The 23630-nt window shown below is 66.2% G+C and carries 20 protein-coding genes; 13 read left to right on the forward strand and 7 right to left on the reverse strand.

Annotated features, from left to right (window positions below; genetic code table 11):
* Positions 1–62: 62 nt before the first annotated feature.
* The 4 genes from ACPDIX_RS07735 to ACPDIX_RS07750 are packed head-to-tail and all read right to left on the reverse strand — an operon-like array spanning position 63 to position 6607.
* Positions 63–3293 carry an efflux RND transporter permease subunit gene (locus ACPDIX_RS07735; protein ID WP_423431210.1) on the reverse strand — a complete coding sequence of 1077 codons (3231 nt, stop codon included), beginning with the start codon at positions 3291–3293 and terminating at the stop codon, positions 63–65.
* Positions 3290–4492, reverse strand: coding sequence for an efflux RND transporter periplasmic adaptor subunit (locus ACPDIX_RS07740; RefSeq protein WP_423431211.1), 1203 nt, complete (start codon positions 4490–4492; stop codon positions 3290–3292). The genes ACPDIX_RS07735 and ACPDIX_RS07740 overlap by 4 nt, the downstream gene beginning before the upstream one ends.
* Before the next feature lie 10 nt (positions 4493–4502).
* On the reverse strand, positions 4503–5939 hold the full coding sequence (locus ACPDIX_RS07745) for an efflux transporter outer membrane subunit (protein ID WP_423431212.1): 1437 nt from the start codon (positions 5937–5939) through the stop codon (positions 4503–4505).
* Positions 5936–6607: a TetR/AcrR family transcriptional regulator gene (locus tag ACPDIX_RS07750; protein ID WP_423431213.1), complete on the reverse strand. Its 672-nt coding sequence runs from the start codon at positions 6605–6607 to the stop codon at positions 5936–5938. The genes ACPDIX_RS07745 and ACPDIX_RS07750 overlap by 4 nt, the downstream gene beginning before the upstream one ends.
* 195 nt (positions 6608–6802) lie before the next feature.
* On the opposite strand from ACPDIX_RS07750, the gene rplM reads away from it, so the two are divergent.
* Both rplM and rpsI read left to right on the forward strand, forming a co-directional pair.
* Positions 6803–7237: a 50S ribosomal protein L13 gene (gene rplM, locus ACPDIX_RS07755; RefSeq protein ID WP_423431214.1), complete on the forward strand. Its 435-nt coding sequence runs from the start codon at positions 6803–6805 to the stop codon at positions 7235–7237.
* A 55-nt stretch (positions 7238–7292) separates the two neighbouring features.
* Positions 7293–7727 (forward strand): 30S ribosomal protein S9, encoded by a 435-nt coding sequence (gene rpsI / locus ACPDIX_RS07760; protein WP_423431215.1) that lies wholly within the window; start codon positions 7293–7295, stop codon positions 7725–7727.
* A 597-nt stretch (positions 7728–8324) separates the two neighbouring features.
* Here the strand turns inward: rpsI and ACPDIX_RS07765 are convergent.
* On the reverse strand, positions 8325–8849 hold the full coding sequence (locus ACPDIX_RS07765; RefSeq protein WP_423431216.1) for a CHRD domain-containing protein: 525 nt from the start codon (positions 8847–8849) through the stop codon (positions 8325–8327).
* A gap of 991 nt (positions 8850–9840) precedes the next feature.
* Entirely contained in the window at positions 9841–10482 is a 642-nt protein-coding gene (locus ACPDIX_RS07770; RefSeq protein ID WP_423431217.1) for a GEVED domain-containing protein, read from the reverse strand.
* A 148-nt stretch (positions 10483–10630) separates the two neighbouring features.
* Between ACPDIX_RS07770 and ACPDIX_RS07775 the strand changes: the two genes are divergently transcribed.
* Positions 10631–11044: a hypothetical protein gene (locus tag ACPDIX_RS07775; protein WP_423431218.1), complete on the forward strand. Its 414-nt coding sequence runs from the start codon at positions 10631–10633 to the stop codon at positions 11042–11044.
* On the opposite strand, the gene ACPDIX_RS07780 is transcribed toward ACPDIX_RS07775, so the two are convergent.
* The gene (locus ACPDIX_RS07780) at positions 11017–11685 is read right to left on the reverse strand and encodes a hypothetical protein (protein ID WP_423431219.1); all 669 of its coding nucleotides are present in this window, start codon (positions 11683–11685) and stop codon (positions 11017–11019) included. The two genes, ACPDIX_RS07775 and ACPDIX_RS07780, sit on opposite strands and share 28 nt — an antisense overlap.
* Positions 11686–12413: 728 nt before the next feature.
* Between ACPDIX_RS07780 and ACPDIX_RS07785 the strand changes: the two genes are divergently transcribed.
* From ACPDIX_RS07785 to ACPDIX_RS07830, 10 genes are all read left to right on the forward strand, one after another.
* Positions 12414–13082 (forward strand): cytochrome c3 family protein, encoded by a 669-nt coding sequence (locus ACPDIX_RS07785; protein ID WP_423431220.1) that lies wholly within the window; start codon positions 12414–12416, stop codon positions 13080–13082.
* Complete coding sequence (locus tag ACPDIX_RS07790) at positions 13079–16312, forward strand: TAT-variant-translocated molybdopterin oxidoreductase (RefSeq protein WP_423431221.1); 3234 nt, start codon at positions 13079–13081, stop codon at positions 16310–16312. The genes ACPDIX_RS07785 and ACPDIX_RS07790 overlap by 4 nt, the downstream gene beginning before the upstream one ends.
* Before the next feature lie 19 nt (positions 16313–16331).
* The gene (gene nrfD / locus ACPDIX_RS07795; protein WP_423431222.1) at positions 16332–17759 is read left to right on the forward strand and encodes an NrfD/PsrC family molybdoenzyme membrane anchor subunit; all 1428 of its coding nucleotides are present in this window, start codon (positions 16332–16334) and stop codon (positions 17757–17759) included.
* Positions 17756–18301 carry a DUF3341 domain-containing protein gene (locus ACPDIX_RS07800; RefSeq protein WP_423431223.1) on the forward strand — a complete coding sequence of 182 codons (546 nt, stop codon included), beginning with the start codon at positions 17756–17758 and terminating at the stop codon, positions 18299–18301. The genes nrfD and ACPDIX_RS07800 overlap by 4 nt, the downstream gene beginning before the upstream one ends.
* A complete protein-coding gene (locus ACPDIX_RS07805; protein WP_423431224.1) occupies positions 18301–18951 on the forward strand; it encodes a c-type cytochrome in 651 nt (216 codons plus the stop codon). Before ACPDIX_RS07800 ends, ACPDIX_RS07805 begins: the two co-directional genes overlap by 1 nt.
* The gene (locus ACPDIX_RS07810; RefSeq protein ID WP_423431225.1) at positions 18948–20219 is read left to right on the forward strand and encodes a hypothetical protein; all 1272 of its coding nucleotides are present in this window, start codon (positions 18948–18950) and stop codon (positions 20217–20219) included. The genes ACPDIX_RS07805 and ACPDIX_RS07810 overlap by 4 nt, the downstream gene beginning before the upstream one ends.
* A 3-nt stretch (positions 20220–20222) precedes the next feature.
* The gene (locus tag ACPDIX_RS07815; RefSeq protein WP_423431226.1) at positions 20223–20594 is read left to right on the forward strand and encodes a hypothetical protein; all 372 of its coding nucleotides are present in this window, start codon (positions 20223–20225) and stop codon (positions 20592–20594) included.
* Positions 20595–20697: 103 nt separating this feature from the next.
* Positions 20698–22068: a cbb3-type cytochrome c oxidase subunit I gene (locus ACPDIX_RS07820; RefSeq protein ID WP_423431227.1), complete on the forward strand. Its 1371-nt coding sequence runs from the start codon at positions 20698–20700 to the stop codon at positions 22066–22068.
* Positions 22065–22970: a cbb3-type cytochrome c oxidase subunit II gene (locus ACPDIX_RS07825; RefSeq protein WP_423431228.1), complete on the forward strand. Its 906-nt coding sequence runs from the start codon at positions 22065–22067 to the stop codon at positions 22968–22970. Before ACPDIX_RS07820 ends, ACPDIX_RS07825 begins: the two co-directional genes overlap by 4 nt.
* The gene (locus ACPDIX_RS07830) at positions 22967–23572 is read left to right on the forward strand and encodes a c-type cytochrome (protein ID WP_423431229.1); all 606 of its coding nucleotides are present in this window, start codon (positions 22967–22969) and stop codon (positions 23570–23572) included. The genes ACPDIX_RS07825 and ACPDIX_RS07830 overlap by 4 nt, the downstream gene beginning before the upstream one ends.
* The last annotated feature ends 58 nt before the right edge of the window (positions 23573–23630 follow it).

The following is a 23630-nucleotide window of genomic DNA, read 5'->3' on the forward strand; positions in this document are numbered from 1 at the left end:
GCGCCACTTGATTCGGGACCGGGCATCGGGGATGGTGACCCCGCGGTGCGTGGGCTCCCCGATCACCGGGTGGACGCGGAGTCCGGCGGCGCGCCGATTTCATCGGGTTCGTCGGTCTCCAGGCGCAATTCCCACCCGAACCAACGGCGCAGCACATGCGCCAGGTCTTCCAGGATGAGGTAGGCCGACGGGACCAGGATCAAGGTGGTCACGGTGCAGTAGAGGACACCGAACCCGAGCGAGACGGCCATGGGGATGAGGAACCGGGCCTGCACGCTTTTTTCGAGGATGAGCGGCATCAGCCCGGCGAAGGTGGTCAGCGAGGTCAGGAGGACGGCACGGAACCGGGCCGGGCCGGCCTGGCGGAGCGCCTCCAGCAAGGGCACGCCGGCCCGGCGCCGCGCGTTGATGGCGTCCACCAGGACCAGGCCGTCGTTCACGGCCACGCCTGCCAGCGCCACCAGTCCGAAGAGCGAGAGCACGGTCAGCATCAGTCCCATGACGAGGTGCCCCAGCACGGCACCGACAAAGCCAAAGGGGATGGCGGACATGACCACCAAGGGATGGATATAGGACCGCAAAGGGATGGCGATGAGGGCGAAGATGAGGAACAGGGCCAGGACAAACCCGCGCATCAGGCTCTGCACCGTTTCCTGCTGCTCGCGTTGTTCGCCCTCGAGGGAGTAGCGGAGCCCGGGATATTTCCGGAGGAGTGCCGGCAGCTCCCGCTGTTGGAGCGCTTGCAACACCTCGTCGCTCGTGGTGCGGCGCAGGTCCACGTCCGCGGTGACGTTCAGGGCGCGCTGGCGGTCGACGCGAAGAATGGATGCGTAGCCCGTCTCCCAGCGGGCCTCCGCCACCTCGGCAAACGGGACCTCGGCACCGTCGGGCAGGCGAATGCGCATCTGCTCGAGCGCGGCCAGGGAACGGCGTTCCTTCTCCGGATAGCGCACCATGACGCGCAGGTCGTCACGGCCGCGCTGGATCCTCTGGGCTTCCTCTCCGTAAAAGGCCTGGCGCACCTGCCGCGCCAGATCTTGGAGGGTGAGACCCAGGGCTTCGGCTGCCGGTTTGATCGTGAGGCGGATCTCCGGTTTGCCGGCCCGATGGGAATCGGCAATGTCCAGCACGCCGTCGTATCGGGCCAGGGCGGCTTTCAATTCGCTGGCCGCCATGCGCAGGTGTTCCACGTTGGGTCCGGCCAGCTGGATGTTGATGGCCTCGCCGGTGGTGAAAAGGGCCGAGGTGAAGACCAGCTCGACCGCACCGGGGATGTCGCCCGCCAGTTCCCGCCAGCGCCTGACCAGCTCGGCCGAGGTCACGTTTCGGCTTTCCGACGGAGCCAGTTGGATGTGCACTTCACCCATGTTGGGGCGGGCGAAGTCGCCGCCCGGTCTGCCCCCGTTGCGGCTGATGGCGGTCCGGTACGGCTGATCCCCGAGCGAGGTGAGGATGTGACGGAACAACGGGCCTCCATCGGTGGTGCGGACATGGGCGTATTCGGCCCGGAGTTGTTCGGCGGCTTGTTCGATCCTGCGGACAGCTTGCTCGACCATCTCCGGCGGCGCGCCTTCGGGCATGGTGACGAATGCGGCAATGTCATCCCCTTCCACGGGCGGGAAGAACTGGAACCGCACGATCCCGCCGGCCACCAGGCCGACCGCCAGCAGGAGTGTGGCGACCGCGCCGGCCAGGACCTCGTAGCGATGCTGCAGGCTCCAGTGCAGCGCCGGGGTGTAGACGTCGCGGATGAACCGGTCCAATCCGTCGGCAAAAGCGCGCTGCAACCGCCGGAACGGGTGCCAACCGCCGGCGGCTTCCGCGCCGGTGCGGAAGTGACTCAGATGATTCGGGACGCAAAAAAGGCACTCCAGCAGGGAAAAGATCAGCGTGGGGATGACGATCAGCGGGATGTTGCGCATGATCTTGCCGGTGTTTCCCTCCACGAAGAGCAACGGGAGAAAGGCCGCCACGGTGGTGAGCACGGCGAAGATGACCGGTTTGCTGATTTCGGTGGCGCCGTCAATGGCGGCGCGCAGCCCGGGTTTGCCCCTCTGGTAATGGGTGTGAATGTTTTCGCCCACCACGATGGCGTCGTCTACCACGATGCCCAGCACCAGGAGGAAAGCGAACAGGGAGATCATGCTGATGGACACATCCAGCGCCGGCATGAGCCAGAGGGTGCCGAGGAAGGAGACGGGGATGCCCAGGGCCACCCAGAGGGCAAGGCGGAGACGGAGGAAGAGCGCCAGCACCAGGAACACCAGCACGAAACCCATGCGTGCGTTGCGGAGCAACAGGTCCAGGCGGCTCTGCAGGTACTGGGCGTAGTCCATGTAGGTGGTGAGCCGGATTCCGGCCGGCATGCGGGCCCGGGCGCGCGCCACGTACTCCTTGACCTTCCGACTGATTTCGAGCGCGTTTTCGTCGCCGGTCCGGTACACCACCACCACCACCCCGGGTTTGCCGTTGAAACGTGCATGGCGCGCGGTGTCCTCGAATCCGTCCACCACACGGGCGACCTCGCCCAACAAGAGGCGCGACCCATCCGGCAGGGTTCGGAGCGGGAGTTTTTCGAAGTCGGGCGCGCGATAGGCCTGCCCTTTCACGCGGAGGAGGAACTCGCCGGCATCGGTCTTGACCGAACCCCCCGGCAGGTCCAGCGACGAACGTCGCACCGCTAGGGCCACCTCGTCGAAGGTGAGGCCGTAACGACGCAGGGTTTCCTCGGAGACCTCGATGGAGATCTCGTACGGACGGGCGACGGCCAGTTCGACCTGGGAAATGCCCGGTTCGGCCGAGAGTTCGTCCCGGACCTGCTCGGCCACGCGCCGCAGGGTGTGTTCGTCGGCATCGCCGGAAACGGCCACGTTGATGACCTGGGCGCGGAGCAGGACCTCCCGCACGACCGGTTTCTCGGTCTCGGCCGGGAAGGTCTCAATGGCGTCCACGCGGGCCTTGATGTCGTTGAGCAGGCGCTGCGTGTCGGTGCCCGGGCGCAGCTCCACCACCACGGTCCCCACGTTTTCATTGGCGACCGATCGGATCCGTTTGATGCCTTCCAGCCCCTGCAGCGCCTCCTCGATCCGCACGCACACGGCTTCCTCCACCTCCTCGGGTGAAGCCCCGCGGTACACCACCGACACGGTGATCATGTCGGACGAAAACTCCGGGAAAATCTCCTTGCGGATCCGCCCCAGGGAGAGCAACCCGCCGACCACGATGACCAGCAGCAGCAGGTTGGCCGCCACTCCGTTGCGGGCAAACCACGCGATGACGCCTCCACGGTTCATGGTCGTGCGGGTTCTGTGGCGGCTGCAGGCATGGACACGGTGTCCCCCTCCGTCTCTGCCAGTATCCTGACCTGCATGCCGTCGGTTGCCACGTCCAGCGGCGTGATGCAGATGCGCTCGGCCGGTCCCAGTCCGCCGCGAAAGATCACCCGGTCCCGCTCCCGCCGCAGGATCTCCACCATCCGGAGCCGGAGGTGGTTGTCCGCGTCCACCACCATGAGCTCCCGGTCGTGGCGGAAGGCCTTCCGCGGCGCCACGTACACGTTGGAAACGGTTCGTCCCTGAATGGCCGCATGAACGAACAACCCCACGACCAGCGGGGGTTGACCGTTGCGCGCCTCGTACGGGCGTTCCACCCGGGCGACGGCGTGCAGCATCCGGGTGCGGAGGTCCACCTCGCCCTCCGTGCGGGCAATGCGACCGTGCCAGGTGCAGTCGCGGCCGCCGATGCGTGCGGTGAGGGCAACCTCCGGGCCTGCTGCGTCGCCGTTGGTCTCCGCAAGGGCGAGGGGCAGGTCCAGGAAGGCCAGGTCATCCAGGGCCAGAGGGACCCTGACCTCGGCGCAGTCAAGGGCGTGAATCCGCCCCAGGACCTGTCCCCGGCTGATGAACTGGCCCAGGTCCACCCGCTGCGCCAGCACCCGGCCGTCGAACGGCGCGGTCACCCGGCATCGCTCCAGGTCGTGCTGCGCCTGCAGGAGGGTCGCCCGGGCCGATTCGACTGCGGCCCGTGCCTGGGCCAGTTGCGGCTCCCGCAATGCCAGCGGGTGGGGCGGGCCGAGCCCGTTTTCCTCCCATTCCTCACGAGCCACGCGTGCCTCGGCTTCCTCGCGCAGAAGATTGCTTTCCGCCTGGACCAGCGCCGCGCGGGCCCGGGTCACCGCCAGTTCGTAGTCCGTGGACTCCAAGGCCACGAGCAAATCGCCCTTGCGGAACAACCCGCCGGGGCGGAAAGCGGGTGCGACGTGCACGACCCGACCGGCCACCTCGGCCACCAGATCCATTTCTGTGCGCGGCGTGACCGTGCCCTGACTTTCGACCACGAACCGATGTTGCGTCGGGGTCAGCTTCATCACGCGGACCAGGGGGAGGGAAACCTCAGGCGGGGCCACCTCCGGCTCGGGCCGCAGCAGGACCAGCAATGCTGTCAGAAGGAGGCCCGTTGCGAGGATGGCCAGAGAGAGCAGGGTTCTGCGCATGGCTTGCATGTCAGGGTCCGGAGATGCTGTGTGCGGCCCAATTGTCCGGGGGCCGTTCGAATCCGCCCCCCAGGGCCAGGTGGAGATCCACGCGGTTTTCCAAGCGTTGCCGCCGAACTTGGAGCAGATCGCTTTCCGCCTGAAAAACGGCCCGTTGAGCCTCCAACAGGGTGAGGAGATCCACCAGGCCGGACTGGTAACGCCGCTCCGCCAGGCGGTGGGCGGCCCGGGCATGCTCGAGCGAACGTTCGAGTGCGGCTTCCCGTTCGCGAAGTCGTTGCTCCGACACCAGGGCGGTTTCCACCTCGGCAAAGGCCCGCAGCAGGACCGAGGCATAGTTTTCGAGTGCCTCACGTGCCTGTGCCTCTGCCAGGCGCACGTTGGCCCGTAGCCGACCGCCCTGCAGGAGCGGCTGGGCCAGGTGTCCGGCCAATGACCAGACGTCGAACCGGTTGTCCAGAAGGTCCTCCAGTTGATTGCTGGTGCGGCCGCCGGCGGCGGTGAGGCTGATCTGCGGCCAGAGGGCCCGCCTGGCCTCCTGCACCCGTTCCAAACGGGCGGCCAGTTGGCGCTCCGCCGCCACCAGGTCAGGACGGCGTTCGAGCAGTTCGGAAGGGAGTCCGGCCGGCACTTCGTTCGTGAGCACGGGGAGCGGCCCCTCCATGCTCAGTGCGCCGGCAGGGTACCGGCCCAGCAGGATCTCCAGTTGCCGTAGTGCGGCGTCGCGTTCGCGTTCGCGTGCGGCAAGGAGGGCCTCCGCCGCTGCGAGGTTCTGCCGGGCCATCTGATGCTCCAGGGCCGTGCGGATTCCCCGGCGATGGCGCGCGCCGATTCGTTCGGCGGTTCGTGCCAGGTTGTCGCGCATGGCACGGGCCAGGTCACACTGACGCCGGGCGGTCAGCAGCGCCACCCAGGCCCGTGCGGTTTGCGCGGCCAGGGACTGTTGGGCCGCGCGGTAGAGGGCATCGGCGGCCTGCCATTCGGCCAGGGCCGCCCGTTGCCCGGCCCGGATGCGACTCCACAGGTCCAGCTCCCAACTGACATTGAGCGACACACCGTACGAGGTGGATCGCGACCCCAGCGGCTCGTTTTCCCGACCCGGGATGGGCAGGCCGACGAACACCTGTTGCCGGCGGGCGACGTCACCGCTCAGGGTCCACTGTGGGTGGAACGGGGCCCCGGCGATCCGGGCCTGGGCGGCGGCGGCCTCGACCCGTGCCGCCGCCTGTCGCAGGTCCCGGTTGAACGCCAGGGTCTCGGAAACCAGTGACCCCAATTCCGGTCCGCCCAGCGTTTCCCACCATGCGCCCTCTTCGACCCGACCGGCCCGGGCGGATGCAGCCCAGTGCGCCGGCAGCGGAAGGTCGGGGACGGCTACACGCGGGGGCGGCGTGACGCAGGAGACGCACAACGACGCGACAGCCAGCCATGCAACTTGCCGGATCATGGGGCAGTCCGTTTTTCCCGGCGGCCTGCGGTGCGGGCCGCCGGGGCGCGCAGACCGGCGGCCGCGTAGTTCAGGAGATCCTCGAACCCGGCGTCCGCCCCGGGCAGGTTGCGGGCCAGGGCCCGGAACCCCGGCGGTTTGAAAAGGCCGTGGGCGGCGGCGCCGATCGTGTAGAACAGACGTTGAACCAGCACCGGCTCGGGAACCCCGGGGAGCGCGCGGGCCAGAGCCGAGGTGAACCGGCGCAGGACGGTGCCGAACTGCCGTTCCAACAGGCCGCTCCACGATTCATCGGCCTCGGCGATCAGCCGGCCGTACAAGCGTCGGAGCCGGTCGGGGACCTGCCCTCCCTCGTGAGCCTCGTGCATGGGTCTCAAAAAGGCGTCCAACACGGGCTTCAGGGGGAGTCGTCCGCGGGGGTGGGCCCGTTCCAGGGTGGCGAGCAGTTCGAGCCGACGCGCGTTGACGGGGGCCACGCGTCTCTGGATGACGGCATCGACGAGCCCCTCCTTGGAGCCGAAATGGTAGTGCACGGCCGCCAGATTGACGCCGGCGCGACGGATGATCCGGCGGATGGAGGCCCGGGCGAAGCCCACCTCGGCGAACACGGCCTCGGCCGCGTCGAGGATGGCGGTGCGGGTGTCCCGGCTGGGGCGCTGTGCGGACATGATCAAACGTTCATTTCAAACGATCGTTTGAATCCTGCCGGGGACGCCTGCCGGTGTCAACGATCTTTTCCGGCGGGCAGGGTGCCTGCGCGCCGCCGTTCCGATCCCGGCCGGGGCGGGTGCACCGTGCAAATGGCTGTTGACGGGTTGGTGCGATTTGCTAGTGTGTGGGGCCTGTTTAGCGAAGGTTTTTGCATGAAGACGTATTTGCCAAAGGTCAATCCGGACACGCGCAAGTGGTATGTGGTGGACGCGGCCGGGCAGGTGCTGGGTCGGCTGGCCGCCGAGGTGGCGAACCTGCTGCGCGGCAAGAACAAGCCGATCTACACGCCGCATCTGGACACCGGCGATTTTGTCATTGTGATCAACGCGGAGAAGGTGGTTCTGACGGGCAAGAAGGAGACCCAGAAGACCTACATGAGCTACTCCGGTTGGAAGGGTGGCGAGAAGTACCGCACGGTGGCGGAGATGCGGGCGCGTCGGCCGGAGTTTTTGATCGAGCATGCCGTGAAGGGGATGCTGCCCAAGAACCGCCTGGGTCGGGCCCTGTTTCGCAAGCTGAAGGTGTACCGGGGCAGTGTCCATCCGCATGCCGCGCAGCGGCCCGAGCCGATTACCCTGTCGCGCTGAGTGACCCTGAGTACCACGTGTTCCCGAACAAGAGGAATCATCCATCAGCAAGCCTATGAGTGAGACGGTGCAGGAGAGCCAGCAAACGCGGATCGGACAGCAGCCGGAGGTTTACTGGGGCACGGGCCGGAGGAAGACGGCGGTCGCCCGGGTCCGGCTGTTGCCGGGCACGGGTCGCATTCTCATCAACGGGCGGCCTTTCGAGAACTACTTTCCGCTGGAGGCATTACGGGTTCATGCGCTGCAGGCGCTGGTAACCACGGGCTTGAAGGACAAGTTTGATGTCCGGGTCAATGTGCAAGGTGGCGGGTTGTCCGGCCAGGCCGGCGCGGTCCGGCTGGGCATTGCGCGGGCGTTGCTGAAGATGGATCCGAATCTGCGGCCGGTCCTGCGTGCCGAGGGCCTGCTCACGCGCGATGCGCGCGAGAAGGAACGCAAGAAGTACGGTCAACCCGGCGCGCGCAAACGGTTCCAGTTCTCCAAGCGCTAACCGGGTTTTCCTCCCATCTTTGGGCCGCCCCGGCGTTTTTGTGCGGGGCGGCCTTTTCGCTTTGTGCCCGGGAGGCGCCCTTCGTGCATGGCTGCGTGGGAGCCGGCCGCCGAACCGGGATCGCCGAACTGAAGGGCAGGCCGATGAAATGCATCCTGCCCTCAGCCGCTCCTGCCTCGTCACACTGAACGCTCTTCCTGCGCCACGCGCGCCTTCGAGGGGCGGGCCCCTTCTTCGGGGTCTGCCTTGCCATGCGGTGGCCTTTTGAAGGGCGTGCCCTGCTCATCGCCACGGGGGGATGTGCCCGTTGGGGGAGGCGGACCTGGGTCCTGGTGCCGCGCCCGGCCGTGCAGGGGGAAGAGGCCGAAAACCGATCTGACGACCGGTTGATCCCCGCACGGCCGAAGAGGTGCAGGCCGACCTCCAGCGTCCGATTTCAGACCTGCCCGACCCCGGGCCGGGATGAAAACGCGCATTCCCGCTTCAAACGATCGCCCGGCGGGAAACACCCGCCCGTCTCGCAAGGCGTATGTCGGTTTGCTAAGCCTTCGGTGGGACCGGGCGACAAGACCACGGGCCTGATGAGGTGCTGTGCATTTACCGGGTCCGGCGACGTGCAGCCCACCAGCCACTCATTCCCAGTCCCATCAGGGCGAGCAGAGAAGGCTCGGGCACGATCTGGCCCCGGATCTCTCCACCGGGGAAGGCCTCGCTGTGAATGTTGATGTACCAGAGGCCGGAATGAAGTTGGTTGAGCTGCTGGGCAAGGCTGAATCCGGCCTGGCCATCCACGAGATTGAGGGTCCCACTGATGGTTCCGGAAGTTCCACCGAGCTGGGTATAGGTGGGAGCCAGTCCGTAGATCACTCCCGCATTTTGGCCCGGGGCGGCCGGGCCGTGGATGTGGGCGAGGGTGGACGGCGAGGAGAGACCGCCCCATACGATGTTGTTGAAGGTCAGCGTGTGGAGCTGGTCGTCCAGCGTCAGGGTGCCGGACCCCGATCCGGTTCGGCCGCCGCCGCCGGCTTGGTTGGCATCCAACGTGATGGAGAACTCGAACAACGCACCCTGGGCCGTGGCCAGGGCGAATGCCAGCATTCCTGCCGACAGGATCGATTTCATGTGTGACCTCCTGGTTGGGATGGATGGGATGCTCGACAGTCGTCGCATCAAGGATAACTAACAAACTCGATATGCCAAGCTGATGTCAGATCCGCCGGGGCGCCTGGCGGATTCTCCCGCCGGACGGCCCATCGCCGGGGGGAAACGAGGGCGGCAGTGAGTCGGGTCGGCAGGGACGCGGGAACTCCCGTGGATCGGTAGGACAGGAACAGGGGGTGAATCGCGGACGGGATGAGGGCACGGGGAGCCCCGACTGCCCGGAGCGCGGACGGCATGCCCTCGAGGGATCGGCGGCTGCACCGCCTCAGGCCGTGCCCGGGGGCTCCGAGGTTTCGGCGGGGACCGCATCCGGGATGGCTCGTGAAGGGTTTGTGGCGGCCGCGGGTTGGAGCGCCGGGGGATGGGGGCGGGTTGCGGCCGGTCTGGGTGGGATGGGGTGGCCGGGTTGCCTGCCTCGAGTGAAGCATGTTGCGGGAGCCTCTTTACCGCCGAAGAAGGGATTCACCCCGGGCGTGCCCATGCGTGGTACCGGGCTTCTATGGGTCGGCCGGTGTTTCTGGCCGGGGCGTTTCCGCCGTTTGCGGAGCCGACGTTGTGCGCCTTGCGATGCGCGGAGCCGCAGATGCCGTTCTCTGGCAGTTGTCGCCAGCCAACGAACTGCCGGAGGACGGAGAATCCAGCGAGGGACACTTGCTGAGCCCACCGGAGAATACCCGGGTCTGTTTCTCGCCTCAGAGAGGCCGGGTCCCGGTGGACCATGCGTAGCGCGCCCGTGCTGCTGGTTCGCTGCTCGGAGGCGGCGCACGCGACCTGGCGGGAGGAGCCGCGGTTCGAAGGGGGCGGGTGGAAGCGGGACCGCCCGGCGCCGGATTGTGCGCGGCCCTGCTCCGGCCGGCTCTCCACGGCGGGCGTCGCGCGCGGAGGGTACGCGTCCGGTTCCTCCTCGGAGGTGGTCGGGACGTCCTCCCGAGGCAGCAGCGCTTTTTTTTTTTTACGGGCGCACCAAACGCCGGAAAGTCGGTCCGTCGGGACGAGGAAATGGGAGCAAGCCCTGTTGTCCGGGCGCAAGCAGCGGCAGGGCCATGACCTCGGTCCACGGACCGGTCACCGCGGGCGCTTGCTCCAGCCGCCAGCCGTCCAGACCGCCCCGATCGAGCGTTCGATTTCCGAGCCGTCGCCCGAGAGCCGGGCGCTGAGCGTGGCTGCGTACGGGCTCGATCTCGACGGCGTAATCTTCGACCTCGCCCGGGCTGCCGGGGCCCGTGAGTCGGTCCACGCCGTCCGCGCTGAGCCGGAACCGCACGCAGGTCTTGCCAACGGCGGCGCCCGGCGGAATCGCGGCGCTCAGCACGTTCGTGCCCTGACAGGCTTCGAGGTGATCGAAGATGCGTTCCTCCGGATCGGCCCAATCGCTGTCCCGGTCGAAATCCGCCCCCGCATCCGGCCGCGCGGTGACCAGGTCGGAGCCGGTATGCACGATCACCTGCAAACGCGCGTGACCGCCCGGCGCCCAGGGGGCCGGCATCGCCACGCCGTCTTCGTCATCGCGCAGTCCCGGCGATAGCTCGCTGTCATCGCCGAGCGCCTTGGGGCCCGGCTGGCCGTCGCCTTTGCCATCGGGAGGCCCGCCCATCCAGAACAACGAGGCCGTGTGCTCCGCGCCGTCGTCGCACCGCAGGGTTGGATAGGGCGCCGGTGCATCGCTGAAGTCGGTCGGTTCGCCGATCCAGACCAGGTAAGCCTCGGCCTCGCCATCGGGCGCGCGGCCAGTGGGACCTGGGGTGGATTTCGTGCTGAAGCGGACGCGCGAAGGTGAGGCCGTTGGCGGGGTCGGCCGGAACGACAAACGCCAGGTCCGGCCAGTCCGTGCCGGTCGGCAGCGCGCCGGCCAATCCATCGTCCTGCGGATCGTTGGGATCGGTGTTCGGCCGGAACACGTCTTCGGCATCGTCATCGGGATCGAGCGGGTCGTCCCAACTGCCGTCGCGGTGAAAATCGATCCAGACGCGGAGCTGAGCGGTCTTGGTGTTGAGGGCCCGCAGGTAATGGACGTCGTGCGGCAGGATGGGCAGGCGTCGCTGATCGACGGCGAACGGCTGATCGGGCATGCTGGCGGGCGGTCTCGTGGCGCCGAACCACATGACGCCGTCTTCGTCCGGCAGGTTGTTCAAGTCATCGGCGTTCGCGAGACCTGAGGGTTGGCCGTTGGGTCCTCGTCGATGGCTGGTCCGAGGCGGGTTGCCGGATCCACGACACGGAACGCGCCGTTGACCACGCGGGTGACGGGATAGCCGGCAGGCAGCCACTTGAGGTTCTGCGGCGACTCGAGAGGATCGAGGAACTGCCGCGTATCGCCCCAATCCATGGGCGGACGTTTGCCGAAGAACACGAAGGCCATGTCACCCGAGACCACGTTCACCACAACGCGGGTCGGCTTGGTTGGGGTCCACAAGGAGGGCACGACTTCCTCAAAGGGGTGTTGTCCGGGATCGACCGCGCAGACGGTGACACCGGCGGATCCGAAGAAAAGTCCCGGCCCGGTCACGTAGTGCTGTCCGCCCGTCGGGCCGCCTTCGACCATGATGGCGACCCCGTGGACATCGAACTCGCCGCCGTCCCAGTCACCATTGCCGTTCAGGTCGGCGAATTTGATGACCACGATCAGAGCGAGGTTCTCTTCCGGGTCGGGGATGTCCGTCGGGAGCGGTGCGTTGCCGGAGCTCAATTCGGTGACCTGGTTGGAGGCCACGGTGGCTTGGACCGATGTCTGCGTTGGTGCGGAAGCGGTATTGCGAAAGGGTTTCGTTTTGAATGCGGCCATCCCGCTCTGCTTCACGTCCCCAGCGATGGAATCGTCCCGGGGCTGGTCGGGGGATAGCGCCTTTCGAGGCGCGAGCCGACTATTCGCGGCAATGGCAGCCGGTGGGTGCGGTCCTGTGGGTGGGCGGGGCGCTCGTTTTCTCCGAGGCACGACCCGTCCATGAGGCTGATCAGCGGGGGCCGGCGGCCGAGATGGAGGTGGAAGGAAGGTACCCGGTGCCCCGTCAACACGACGCGGACAGTCCCGAGAACCGTGATGGCGGCGCTGCAGAACGGCACAGTGGGCGGGGCGGAAGAAGCGGGTTGCTGCCCCAGCAGGCCGAAGGGACATATGAGGCCGGTTGGCCCGGAGCAAATGGCGCGGGCGACGAGGTTGTGCGGGACAGCGCGCTTTTGCGAGCGCAACGGGGGGTGAATGTATTTTGGCGGGGAACGGGTTGCGACCGGCGCGGGACCCGGTTTTGACGAAGGTTGGGGCAATGGCATCAACTTGGGCTTCTCGTGAATTGCACAATTTTTAGCGGTTTTTTGCTTGCGGGGACTTTTGCAGGTTGGATAACGTCTGGCCCACGATTTTCGGGGCGCTCGGCTCGCTTGCCGGGGGATGGATGATCACCCTGTTGGAACTCTGGCAGGTGCGGTGCTGCCGGTGCTGCCGGTGCTCCGGGTTCCGGGAAGGTTCTTCTCGGGTGTGTGGTTCACAAGGGAGATTGAGAACGCTCGTGAGAGCACGGGCTTGAGGAAATGTCGGCCGTTTTTCCAAAGTGGACAAATCGGCTGCCGCTGATGATCGTGGCCGGCGCGTTGCTGGTCGGGGGCGGCGTGGTGGCGGGGGTTTGGTATTACTTCACGCCGAAGTACACGCGTGTGGGGTATCAACCGCTGCAGCCGGTGGCGTTCTCCCACAAGGTGCATGTGGACCAGTTGGGGTTGGACTGCCGGTACTGCCACAGTGATGTGGAGCGGTCGTGGTTTTCGAACATTCCCGCCAGCAGCACCTGCATGAATTGTCACAACCAGGTGCTGAAGGACGATCCGCGGCTGGCGCTGGTGCGGGAGAGCGTGGCCACGGGCCGTCCCATCGCGTGGGTGCAGGTGCACAAGGTGCCCGACTACGTGTATTTCAATCACGCGGTCCATGTGAACCGCGGGATCAGTTGTGTGGAATGCCACGGGCGGATTGATCAGATGGATGAGGTTTACCACGCCAAGCCGCTGAGCATGTCGTTTTGTCTGGATTGCCATCGGGATCCGGCCTCGTTCATCCGGCCGCTGGACAAGATCACGGATCTGGGCTGGCGGTGGAGTGAGGATCCGGCCGAGCATGCCCGCCAACAACAGGCGCAGGGGCGCCGTATGGTGGAGCACTGGCGGGTGGAGTCCCTGCAGAATTGTTCCGCTTGTCACCGATGAAGACGCAGCAGACGCCCGCTCCTGGACCCGAGTTCGGTCGCCGGTACTGGCGGAGCCCCGACCAGTGGTCGGGCAGTGCCGAGTCGGGCCAGTGGCTGGAACGAGAGTTTCCCGAGTCGGTTTTGGAGGAGCCGGACGCGTTGTCGCGGCGCGAGTTCGTGCGGCTGATGTCGGCTTCTCTGTTGCTGGCGGGGGTGGGCCTGGGTTCGACCGGGTGCCGGCGGCCGGAAGAACGGCTGATGCCGTTTGCGCAGCAGCCGGAGGGTTATGTTCACGGCCGGCCGGAGTTCTATGCCTCGGCGATGCCGACCCGGACGGGCGCCATTCCGCTGGTGGTGAAGGTTCACGAGGGCCGGCCCATCAAGATCGAGGGCAACGATCGGTATCCCGATGGCAACGGTGGCACGGACCGTTGGGCGCAGGCATCCATCCTGAGCCTGTATGATCCCGACCGCGCCAGGCGGGTGACCCGCGACGGTCAGACCGTCCCCCGCCAGATGGGTCTGGACTTTTTGACCGAGTTGTCCGGGCAACTGGCAGCGCAGCGGGGTCGGGGTCTGGCGATTCTGGCCGAGCCGGGCACGTCGCCGTCCCGGGCGCGGCTGCGGCGGGAGTTGATGGAGCGGTTGCCGGAGGCGGCGTGGTACGAGCACGACCCGTTGGATCTGGCGGTGCATCGCCGTGCGGCGTCACGGGCTTACGGCCGGCCTGTGCAGCCGAGGTTTCGGTTCGATCGTGCCCGGGTGGTGGTGTCGTTGGACTGTGATTTCCTCGGCACGGAGGATGACGCTTTCCAACACATCCGGCGTTTTGCCCAGAGCCGGCGGTTGGAACAGCCCTCGGACGAGATCAGCCGGTTGTACGTGCTGGAGGCCCTGCTGACGCTCACGGGTGCGCAGGCCGATCACCGGCTGCGGCTGCCCGCCTCGCAGGTGGCTGCCGCCGCCGTGTATCTGGCCCGGCGCTGCGGGGTGGGTGGTCTGCCGGAGGTGTCCACGGAGGGACTGTGGACCGAATGGCTGGACGAGTGCGCCAGGGACCTGGTGGCGCATCGTGGCCAGGTGCTGGTGTTGGCGGGGCATCGCCAACCGTTGGCCGTGCATTTGCTGGCGCACGCGATCAACCACGTGCTGGGTTCGGTGGGCCAGACGGTGGAGCTGGTGCCGGCCGAGGAAGCGGCCGGGACGGACGGTTTGGCGGAACTGGCGGCGGCCCTGCGGGCCGGTCGGGTGGACACGCTGGTCATTCTGGGTGCCAATCCGGTTTACACCGCGCCCGCGGATTTGAACTGGGCCGAGGCGCAGCAGAAGGCCCGCACGGTGGTGCGGCTCGGGTATTACGAGGACGAGACCTTTCCCCACTGTCACTGGCACTTTCCGTTGGCGCACTTTCTTGAGAGCTGGGGGGACGTGTTGACCAGCGACGGCGCCTACCTGCCGGTGCAGCCGATGATCCAGCCGTTGTTCGGCGGGTTGACGGAGCTGGAGTTTCTGGCCCGGCTGGCCGGACGTACCGTCTGGCAACCTTACGAAATCGTCCGCGAGACGTTCCGGCAGCGGGAGAAGCCGGCAAATTTCGAGGAGGAGTGGAAGTTCTTCCTTCACGACGGTTTCCGCAATGGGCCGGCGGCCGGGCTGGGTCGGTTGCCCTTGCAGGAATCGGAGGTGCGTGAGGCCGTGAAGGCGTTGTCGATTTCGCGGCCCGGGCCGGACCGGCTGGAGGTGATCTGGCATAGGGACCACAGTGTGGATGACGGCCGGTATGCGAACAACGGCTGGCTGCAGGAGTTGCCGGATCCGATCACCAAGATCACCTGGGAAAACGTCGTGTTGATGAGCCGGCGCACCGCCGAGGCGCTGGGCGTGGCCAACAGCGAGCTGGTGGAGGTGCGGATCGGCGATCGGATGGTGACGGGCCCGGCCTGGGTCCAGCCGGGCATGGCGGATCATGTGGTGGCGCTGGCGCTGGGGTACGGCCGGGAGCGGGCCGGGCGGGTGGGCCGCCGCGTGGGTTTCAATGCCTACACGGTGCGGACATCGGCCGCGCCGCACGTGGCCGTGGGCGCCACGGTCAGGGGCACGGGCCGGCGCCATGTGATCGCCTGTACGCAGGACCACTGGTCCATGGAGGGCCGAGCCATCATCCGCGAGGCGAATCTGGAGCAGTTCCGGAAGCACCCGGATTTCGTCAAGCGGCTGAACCTGCACGAGCCGCCGGTGGTGGCGCCGCTGTATCCCAACCCGTTGGACCGGGAGAAACAGAAGGCGCTGCATCAGTGGGGGATGTCCATTGATTTGAACGCCTGTGTGGGATGCTCGGCCTGTGTGATTGCCTGTCAGAGCGAGAACAACATCCCGATCGTGGGCAAGGATCAGGTCCGGCGCGGTCGAGAGATGCACTGGATGCGGATTGACCGTTACTACGCGAGCGATCCGGCTCGGCAGGGCGACAAGCGGGTCTGGAACCGCGAGGAGAAGCAGTGGCGCGAGTCGTGGATCGAGGATGTGCAGGTGGTGATGCAGCCGATGCTCTGCCAGCACTGCGAGGCTGCGCCGTGCGAGAACGTCTGTCCGGTCAACGCCACGGTCCACGATCACGAGGGGTTGAACGTGATGGTGTACAACCGTTGCGTGGGCACGCGCTACTGCTCCAACAACTGTCCGTACAAGGTGCGGCGGTTCAATTTCTTCGACTACAACAAGCGCCCGCTGGACGGCCTGTACAAGGGACCTTTTGCCCGTCGCCCGCAGGAGGAGCTGGAGCTGGTCAAGATGGTGAAGAACCCGGACGTGACGGTCCGGATGCGCGGGGTGATGGAGAAATGCACCTTCTGCATCCAGCGGATCGAGCAGGCCAAGATCCAGCGCAAGGTGCAGGCCCGGGACTCGGGCGACGTGGTCGTGCCGGACGGAACGTTCACCACCGCCTGTGCCCAGGCCTGTCCGGCCGGTGCCATCGTGTTTGGCAACATTGCCGATCCCGACAGCCGGGTATCCCGGCTGAAACGGCAGTCCCGCGATTACAGCGTGCTGGAATTTCTGCTGACCAAACCCCGAACGACCTATCTGGCACGGATTCGCAATCCGAATCCGGCCATGCCGGATTACCGGGAGATTCCGTTTACGCTGGCGGAGTACACGGTTCGGTCGGGCGATCCGTTCGGGGAGGGACACGGTGCGGGTGGCGGGCAGGAGCCCGGGCACGGTGCCGCCGCGCCGGCCGAACATTGAACCGGGTAGAGTCAGTGCCATGTCCGAGGTAGCGATTTCCATGACCCCCCCGCCGGTGCCGAAGGAACTGGAACGGCCGCCGCTGGTGTTGAACCAGCGCAGCCTGGGCTGGATCTCGGATCACATTGCCGGGATTGCGGAAGGGGAGGCGCCGGTCTGGTGGTGGCTGGCGTTCATACCGAGTTTCCTGATGTTCCTGGTGCTGGTGGCCATGCTGGCCTACCAGATCAGCACCGGGGTGGGGGTCTGGGGCAATCATCACCCCACCATGTGGGGGTGGGACATCATCAACTTCGTCTGGTGGATCGGCATCGGCCACGCCGGGACGTTGATCTCGGCGATCCTGTTTCTGTTGCGGCAGCGGTGGCGGACGGCGGTGAACCGCGCGGCCGAGGCCATGACCATCTTCGCGGTGATGTGCGCCGGCATCTATCCTGCCGTGCACGTGGGACGGGTGTGGTTCGACTGGTTCCTGTTCCCGATCCCCAACTCCAACGGGATCTGGCCGCAGTTCCGGTCGCCGCTGATGTGGGACGTGTTCGCGGTTTCGACCTATTTCACGGTCTCGGTCCTGTTCTGGTACATGGGGTTGATCCCCGATCTGGCGGTGATGCGGGACCGGGCCCGGACCAAGCTGCGGCAGATCCTCTACGGGTTTTTCGCCCTGGGCTGGACGGGTGCCAACCGGCACTGGACGAATTACGAGAAGGCCTACCTCATCCTGGCCGGCCTCAGCACGCCGCTGGTGTTGTCGGTTCACTCCATCGTGTCACTGGACTTTGCGGTCTCGCAGCTGCCGGGCTGGCACACGACGATCTTCCCGCCCTATTTCGTGGCCGGGGCGATCTTCTCCGGGTTCGGCATGGTGCTGACCCTGCTGATCCCGCTGCGGAAGCTCTGTCACCTGGAGGACATCATCACGATGCGGCACATCGACGTGATGTGCAAGGTGACGCTGGCCACCGGCAGCATCGTGGGGTACGCCTACGGGATGGAGTTTTTCATCGCGTGGTACAGTGGCAGTCCCTTCGAGCGGTTCGCGTTCATGAACCGTGCACTGGGTCCGTACTGGTGGGGTTACTGGCTGATGTTGTTCTGCAACGTGGCGGTTCCCCAGTTGTTCTGGTTCCGCAGCGTGCGGCAGAACCTGTGGCTGGTGTTCATCCTTTCGATCCTGGTGAACATCGGCATGTGGTTTGAACGGTTTGTGATCATCGTCATTTCGCTGCATCGCGAGTTTCTGCCGGCCAACTGGGGTTATTACATGCCCACCTGGGTGGACGTGGCGACCTTCCTCGGGACGTTCGGCCTGTTCTTCACGATGTTCCTGCTGTTCATGCGGTTTTTGCCGATGATTGCCATTTCGGAGGTCAAGGGAGTGACGCCCCAGGCGGATCCGCATCATCCGCTGGGCGGCGCCAAACCGCACGGAGGTGGACACGGATGAACGGTTCGGTCAACGTGTTCGGGATTCTGGCCGAGTTTCCCACGCCGGCCGATCTGATGCACGCGGCGGAGAAGGTTCGTGACGCGGGTTACACGCGCTGGGACGTGTACACGCCGTTCCCGGTGCACGGCATGGACCACGCGATGGGGTTGAAAAACTCCAAGGTGGGCTGGTTTGCCTTCTTCGGCGGGCTGACCGGTTACACCACCGGGATGCTGATGATCTGGTTCATGAACGCCTTCGATTATCCCATCGTGGTGGGGGGCAAACCGATGTTCAGTCCTTTCTCGGCCTTTCCGCCCTCGTACGAGTTGACGATCCTGTTCGGCGCATTCGGCGCGTTGGGGGGCATGCTGATCCTGAACCGGCTGCCGCGCTGGCATCATCCGCTGTTGAAGCATCCGCGGTTCATCGAGCGCGGGGCCAGTCACGACAAGTTCTTTCTGGTGATCGAGGCGAGGGATCCGAAGTACGACGAAGCCTCGGTGCGGCAGTTGCTGGAGTCGCTGGGTGGTCAAAACATCGAGGTGGTGGAGGAGTGATGCGCTATTTCCTGCTCATCTACGCCCTGGTGGTGGCCGTGATCGTGGGGATTGCGGGGTGTCGGGGCAGCCTGTCGCGCAAGCCGCCCATCGAGGTGTTTCCGGACATGGACCGGCAGTTGAAGCTGCGGCCGCAGCAACCCAACGGGTTTTTTGCGAACGGCGTCAGTTCGCAACCGCCGGTGCCGGGGACGGTGCGGCGGGCCGGGCCGATTCAAACGGCGGCCGGGCCGGTCTACCCGTTCGAAGACGCCCCGGTCAACACGGGTCGCCTGTCCGGGAGCACGAATTTCGTGGAGTTGAATCCCATGCCGGTGACGGGGGCCTTTCTTCGCCGTGGCCAGGAACGGTTCAACATCTACTGTGCGCCGTGTCACGGTCCGATGGGCGACGGCAACGGGGTGACACGGAAGCTCGGGATGTCGGTGGTGGCCAACCTGCATGACCAGCGGATCGTGGAGATGCCGGATGGCGAGATTTTCAACACCATCACGCACGGGAAGAACCTGATGCAGGGTTACGCGGCCCAGATCCCGGTGGAGGATCGCTGGGCCATCGTGGCGTACGTGCGGGTGCTGCAGCGGAGCTGGCTGGGCACGCCGGAGGAGTTGCCCGCGGAGATGCGAACGGCTTTGGAGCGTCAACCATGAGCGGCAAGCAGGTACCCTTGGGACCTCCGTGGGATCTGGCGCGGTGGCGCCGGGTTCCGGACTTCTGCATGATCGGTGGCGGGGCGCTGGCCCTGCTGGGGGCGTTGCTCGACCTCAGGGAGTTCGCCCACGCGTGGCTGTTGGGTTTCATGTTCTGGTTGAGCATCGGCCTGGGCGCCCTGTTTCTGGTGATGGTGCATCACCTTTTCGATGCCGGGTGGTCGGTGCCCATCCGGCGGCAGTGCGAACACATTGCCAGTCTGTTGTTCCCATGGTTGCTGGTGTTGTGGATTCCGGTGGGGCTGCTGGCTCCCCGGTTGTACGCCTGGATGACCTCTGATCCCCACGCGGATCATGCGCTGCACGCCAAGTGGCCGTTGTTGACGCGGCCGGCCTTTTACCTCGTGTCCCTGTTGTGTTTCGCCGCCTGGGGCTTCTTTGCCCACCGGCTGCGTCAGTGGTCGCTGCGCCAGGACGAGACGGGCGAGGCGTTGTGCACGCACCGGATGCGGTTCTATTCCGCGCTGGGGATTTTCGTGTTTGCCGTGACGCTGACGCTGGGTGCGATTCTCTGGATGAAGGCGATGCAGCACCAGTGGTTTTCGACGATGTACGGCGTGTATTACTTTGCCGGCAGCGTCTGGACCACGCTGACGACGGTGTATGTCATCACGGCGGTGCTGAACCGGCAGCGGGTGTTGACGCATGTGCTGCACGATCACCAGTTCTATTTCCTGGGCACGCTGATTTTCGCGTTCACCGTCTTCTACGCCTACATTCATTTCAGCCAGTATTTCATCATCTGGAACGGCAACATTCCGGAGGAAACCTTCTGGTACGTGATCCGGGAGCGCGGTGGCTGGTTCTGGGTGGGCATGATCATCATATTCGGCCATTTCTTCCTGCCGTTCCTGGCCTTGTTGCGGATTGATGCCAAGAGTCAGTGGTGGCTGATGGGGCCGTTGATGGTGTGGGCCTGGCTGATGCACGTTGTGGATCTGGGCTTCAACATTTATCCGGTGATTCATCCGGACGGGTGGCCCCTGGGGTGGATCTGGCTCACGGCCGGCTGCTGGGCGTTCATGGGCGGTTTGCTCACGAAGGTGTATCTGGCCAGGTACGCATCGGCCGAGCCGTATCCGGTGAAGGATCCGCGCCTGATCGAGGCCATGGGGTTGTACCATCCGCTGCCGACGCAAATTTCCGGGGGCGAACTGGACCAGGTGGACGATCTGCCGGACGCGCCGCCGGCGCCCGAGAGAGGTTGAGCGATGAACGGTTCGTCACACAGGAACGGTTTTTGGGATTACGTGGGGGCGGCGTTGGTCGCGCTCGGGGTCGTGGTGGTGATGGTGACCGCCACGCGCAGGCTGGTGACTCCGCCGGACCTGAACGCGGGTCGGATTGCCGAGCGTTACCAGGCGCGGGACGAGGTGCGGGCGGTTGCCCACCAGGCGGTGACCACGCCGGCCTGGATCAACCGGGAAAAGGGCGTCGTGCGGCTGCCCATCCCGGTGGCGCTGGAGCTGGCCGAAAAGGAATGGCGGGATCCCGCGGCGGCGCGCTCCAATTTGATCGAGCGGGTGCGCAAGGCTCATGAAGCGCCTCCGCCGCCGCCGGCGGAGCCCAGCCCGTACGAGTGAGGCTCTGCCCGCCACGGCTCTTGTTTTGCGGACACCGATGGAGAAGGTTTCTCAAAAAACGGCCGCGTGCCGGACTGTGGAAGGGGCGCCGGACGTGGGGCCGGTGCTGACTTGGGCATTGGGTGGCGCGTTCTGGTGGTGTGCCGCCGCCCTGCTGGGATTGATTGCCTCCATCAAGTTCCACGGGCCCGGCTTTCTTGCCGACGTGTCATGGTTGCCCTATGGGAGGGTTCGCGTGGCCGCCACCCAGGTTGGCTTTTGGGGTGCGGTGGTTCCTGTGGTGCTGGCGGCGGTGCTGGGTTGGCTGGGGCGATGGGCGCGGGGTGGGGTCGCTTTTCACGCGCTGGCGATGGCTGCCGGGAAGGTCTGGCATTTGGGAACCTTGTTGGCGTTGATCGGCATTCTGCGGGGGGACCTCACCGGTTACGACGGCTGGGGCCTGCCCCGGTACGCTGTCTGGATTTACGCGGCGGGGTTCGCACTGTATCTGGTGACGTTTGTGGGCACTTGGCACGGGCGCCGGGAGCGATCTCTCGAGCCTGCGCACTGGTTTTTGCTGACCGGTGTGCTCTGGCTGGCGTGGTCGGCGGCGACGGCGTTTGTGCTGCTGGAGGTGCATCCGGTTCGGGGGGTGACACTGGCGGTGGTAGACGGGTGGTTCCAGGCGAATGCGACCCTGGTGGCGGGCACGCTTCTGGGTTTGGGCCTGATGTATGGCTGGTTGCCGGTGGTGACAGGCCGGCCGCTGTACAGTCGTCATCTGGCGATCCTCACCTATGCGGGGCTGTTGGTGTTTGTGAGCTGGACCGGTGTTTTGCCTTCGAGTCCGGTGCCGGCGTGGTTGCCGGCGGTTGCCACGGTGGCGACGGTAATGGGTGTGGTGCCATGGTTGGCGGCGTGGTTGAACTGGCGGAATTCGGTGAGGGAGGCGGCGCACCGGTTGTCGGAGGAACCTGCCGGTTGGTTCCTGCGCGTGGCGCACGCGGCTTTTGTAGCAGCGGCGGTGGGGAAGCTGGCCCTGCACCTGCCGGGCTTGGATCGTGTGCTGGAGCTGACCTGGTGGGAGCCGGCGCGGCAGTGGGCGCAGGTCCAGGGGTTTCTTGGGTTGGCGGGTGTGGCGGGTGTGTACGCGTGGTTGGGCGGGGAAGGCCGACTGACGGTCTGGAGGGGGCTGGGTCGCTGGCAGGGTCGGCTGGCGATGGCGGGTCTGGCGGTTGGTGTGTTGGCACTGGCTGCTGCGGGGGTGGCGCAAGGTTTGGCGTGGCGGGATCCGGCTTTGTCGAATGTTGCGGTGTTGGGGCGGACGCTGATGTGGTTGCGGTTGAGCACCGTGGGTGATTTGTTGTGGTGGTTGGGGACGGTGCTGTTCGTGGTGAATCTGGGCGGGGTGACGCTGCGGTGGTGGGTGGGATGTTGGCGGAGTTGGTGGGCGCAGGTCACGGCGCCGGTGAAACTGCAGGAGGCTGCGGAATGAAAGGCGGCAGCTGGGTGTTTGCGATTGCGCTTCTGGGCCTGGCGGCTTCCTGGTACGGCTCGGTCTTGTATCCCCAGGTGCAGTTGGGTCGGCAGACCGAGACGCGGACGGTTCCGGACGGGCAGTTGTATCCGGTGGCGCGTCCGGGGCTGGCCGTGCAGGGGGGCGAGGTCTATCGGTCGGAGGGTTGTTACACGTGTCACAGTCAGCAGGTGCGTCAGGAGGGCGTGGCGGTGGGTCTGGCGGTCACGGATGCAGGGACGAACCTCACGGAGTTGGTGGAGGCGATTTTGACGGTGGCACCGCAGTGGGAACGGACGCGTGTGGCGCACGCGGTGGCGAACCTTCCGTTTCAGGTGCTGGATGGTGTGAGCCCGGCGGAGGCCGGGGCCGCGCAGAAACAATTGGAAGCGGCCGGTGCGAGGGCGGTCATCACAGTGCGCCCGTTGGGGCCGGAGATGGAACGTGGTTGGGGCCTCCGGCGCAGTGTGGCGGTGGATTATCTCTGGGATCGTCCGGTGATGTTGGGCTCGGTGCGGGTGGGGCCTGATCTGGCGGGTGTGGGTTCGCGCATTCCGGATGAGCAGTGGTTGCTGGTTCATCTCTGGGATCCTCAGATTCATTCGCCCGGCTCAATGATGCCGCCGTATCGGTACCTGTTCGAAGTACGGCCGCAGGGTGAGGGCGAAGCGGCTGACGCGCTGGCGTTGCCGGAGGGGGCCGGCCCGGGGCCCGGCTGGGTGGTGGTGCCCCGGCCGGAGGCCCGCGCGTTGGTGGCGTATTTGCGGAGCCTGCAGGTGACGGCGTCGTTGTTTGAGACGCCGGTGGTCTTTCCGCCGGGCGGCGGGACTGCGGCGGGGGAAACTCAGGGCCAGGAAGCGGCACAGTCATTACAGCCATGAACGGGGAGGGTACGAGCAACCGTTTGCCGGAGAACGAGCGGTCCCTGCCACAGGCGGGGGACGTGACGGTGCCCATGTGGCTGGTGGTGCTGCTGGCGGTGTTGGCCTATTGGGGGATGCTTTACTTCGACTGGCACAGTGGCTGGTTCGATCCCCGGGTTTACCGACCGTTCGGGTCTGTGGCGGTGGTGAACGAGCTGCAACCGGTTTCCGGGGCGGACGCGGTGTTGAAGCGGGGCCGGGTCGTGTACGAGACGACGTGTGCGCTGTGCCACGGTGTGGACGGCGAAGGGAAACCGGGGCAGGCTCCGCCATTGGCCGGGTCGGAGTTCGTGCTGGGTCCGGCAGGGCGGCTGATTCGAATCCCGCTGCACGGTCTGACGGGTCCGATCCAGGTCAAGGGGCAGACATGGAACCTGGCGATGCCGGCCATGGGCGCGGCTTTGTCGGCGGAGGACCTTGCGGCGGCGCTGACGTACATCCGGCAGGCGTGGGGCAACCAGGGCGAGCCGATCACGACGGCGCAGGTGGAGGCGGTGAAGGCCGAAACGGCCGGACGCACGCAACCCTGGACGGCGCAGGAATTGGAGGCTGTTCAATAGGCCGGTTGGCAGGGTTCGGGCCGGCAGTCAGGTGGCGGGCGCGTGATCTGCGGGTGGC

Source organism: Limisphaera sp. 4302-co, from assembly GCF_049537155.1.
Taxonomy (GTDB): domain Bacteria; phylum Verrucomicrobiota; class Verrucomicrobiia; order Limisphaerales; family Limisphaeraceae; genus Limisphaera.

Bases quoted from the DNA above. Each gene is read 5' to 3' on its own strand.
- ACPDIX_RS07735 (WP_423431210.1), bottom strand. From the start codon at position 3,293: ATGAACCGTGGAGGCGTCATCGCGTGGTTTGCCCGCAACGGAGTGGCG.
- ACPDIX_RS07740 (WP_423431211.1), bottom strand. From the start codon at position 4,492: ATGCGCAGAACCCTGCTCTCTCTGGCCATCCTCGCAACGGGCCTCCTT.
- ACPDIX_RS07745 (WP_423431212.1), bottom strand. From the start codon at position 5,939: ATGATCCGGCAAGTTGCATGGCTGGCTGTCGCGTCGTTGTGCGTCTCC.
- ACPDIX_RS07750 (WP_423431213.1), bottom strand. From the start codon at position 6,607: ATGTCCGCACAGCGCCCCAGCCGGGACACCCGCACCGCCATCCTCGAC.
- rplM (WP_423431214.1), top strand. From the start codon at position 6,803: ATGAAGACGTATTTGCCAAAGGTCAATCCGGACACGCGCAAGTGGTAT.
- rpsI (WP_423431215.1), top strand. From the start codon at position 7,293: ATGAGTGAGACGGTGCAGGAGAGCCAGCAAACGCGGATCGGACAGCAG.
- ACPDIX_RS07765 (WP_423431216.1), bottom strand. From the start codon at position 8,849: ATGAAATCGATCCTGTCGGCAGGAATGCTGGCATTCGCCCTGGCCACG.
- ACPDIX_RS07770 (WP_423431217.1), bottom strand. From the start codon at position 10,482: ATGGGCGGGCCTCCCGATGGCAAAGGCGACGGCCAGCCGGGCCCCAAG.
- ACPDIX_RS07785 (WP_423431220.1), top strand. From the start codon at position 12,414: ATGTCGGCCGTTTTTCCAAAGTGGACAAATCGGCTGCCGCTGATGATC.
- ACPDIX_RS07790 (WP_423431221.1), top strand. From the start codon at position 13,079: ATGAAGACGCAGCAGACGCCCGCTCCTGGACCCGAGTTCGGTCGCCGG.
- nrfD (WP_423431222.1), top strand. From the start codon at position 16,332: ATGTCCGAGGTAGCGATTTCCATGACCCCCCCGCCGGTGCCGAAGGAA.
- ACPDIX_RS07800 (WP_423431223.1), top strand. From the start codon at position 17,756: ATGAACGGTTCGGTCAACGTGTTCGGGATTCTGGCCGAGTTTCCCACG.
- ACPDIX_RS07805 (WP_423431224.1), top strand. From the start codon at position 18,301: ATGCGCTATTTCCTGCTCATCTACGCCCTGGTGGTGGCCGTGATCGTG.
- ACPDIX_RS07810 (WP_423431225.1), top strand. From the start codon at position 18,948: ATGAGCGGCAAGCAGGTACCCTTGGGACCTCCGTGGGATCTGGCGCGG.
- ACPDIX_RS07815 (WP_423431226.1), top strand. From the start codon at position 20,223: ATGAACGGTTCGTCACACAGGAACGGTTTTTGGGATTACGTGGGGGCG.
- ACPDIX_RS07825 (WP_423431228.1), top strand. From the start codon at position 22,065: ATGAAAGGCGGCAGCTGGGTGTTTGCGATTGCGCTTCTGGGCCTGGCG.
- ACPDIX_RS07830 (WP_423431229.1), top strand. From the start codon at position 22,967: ATGAACGGGGAGGGTACGAGCAACCGTTTGCCGGAGAACGAGCGGTCC.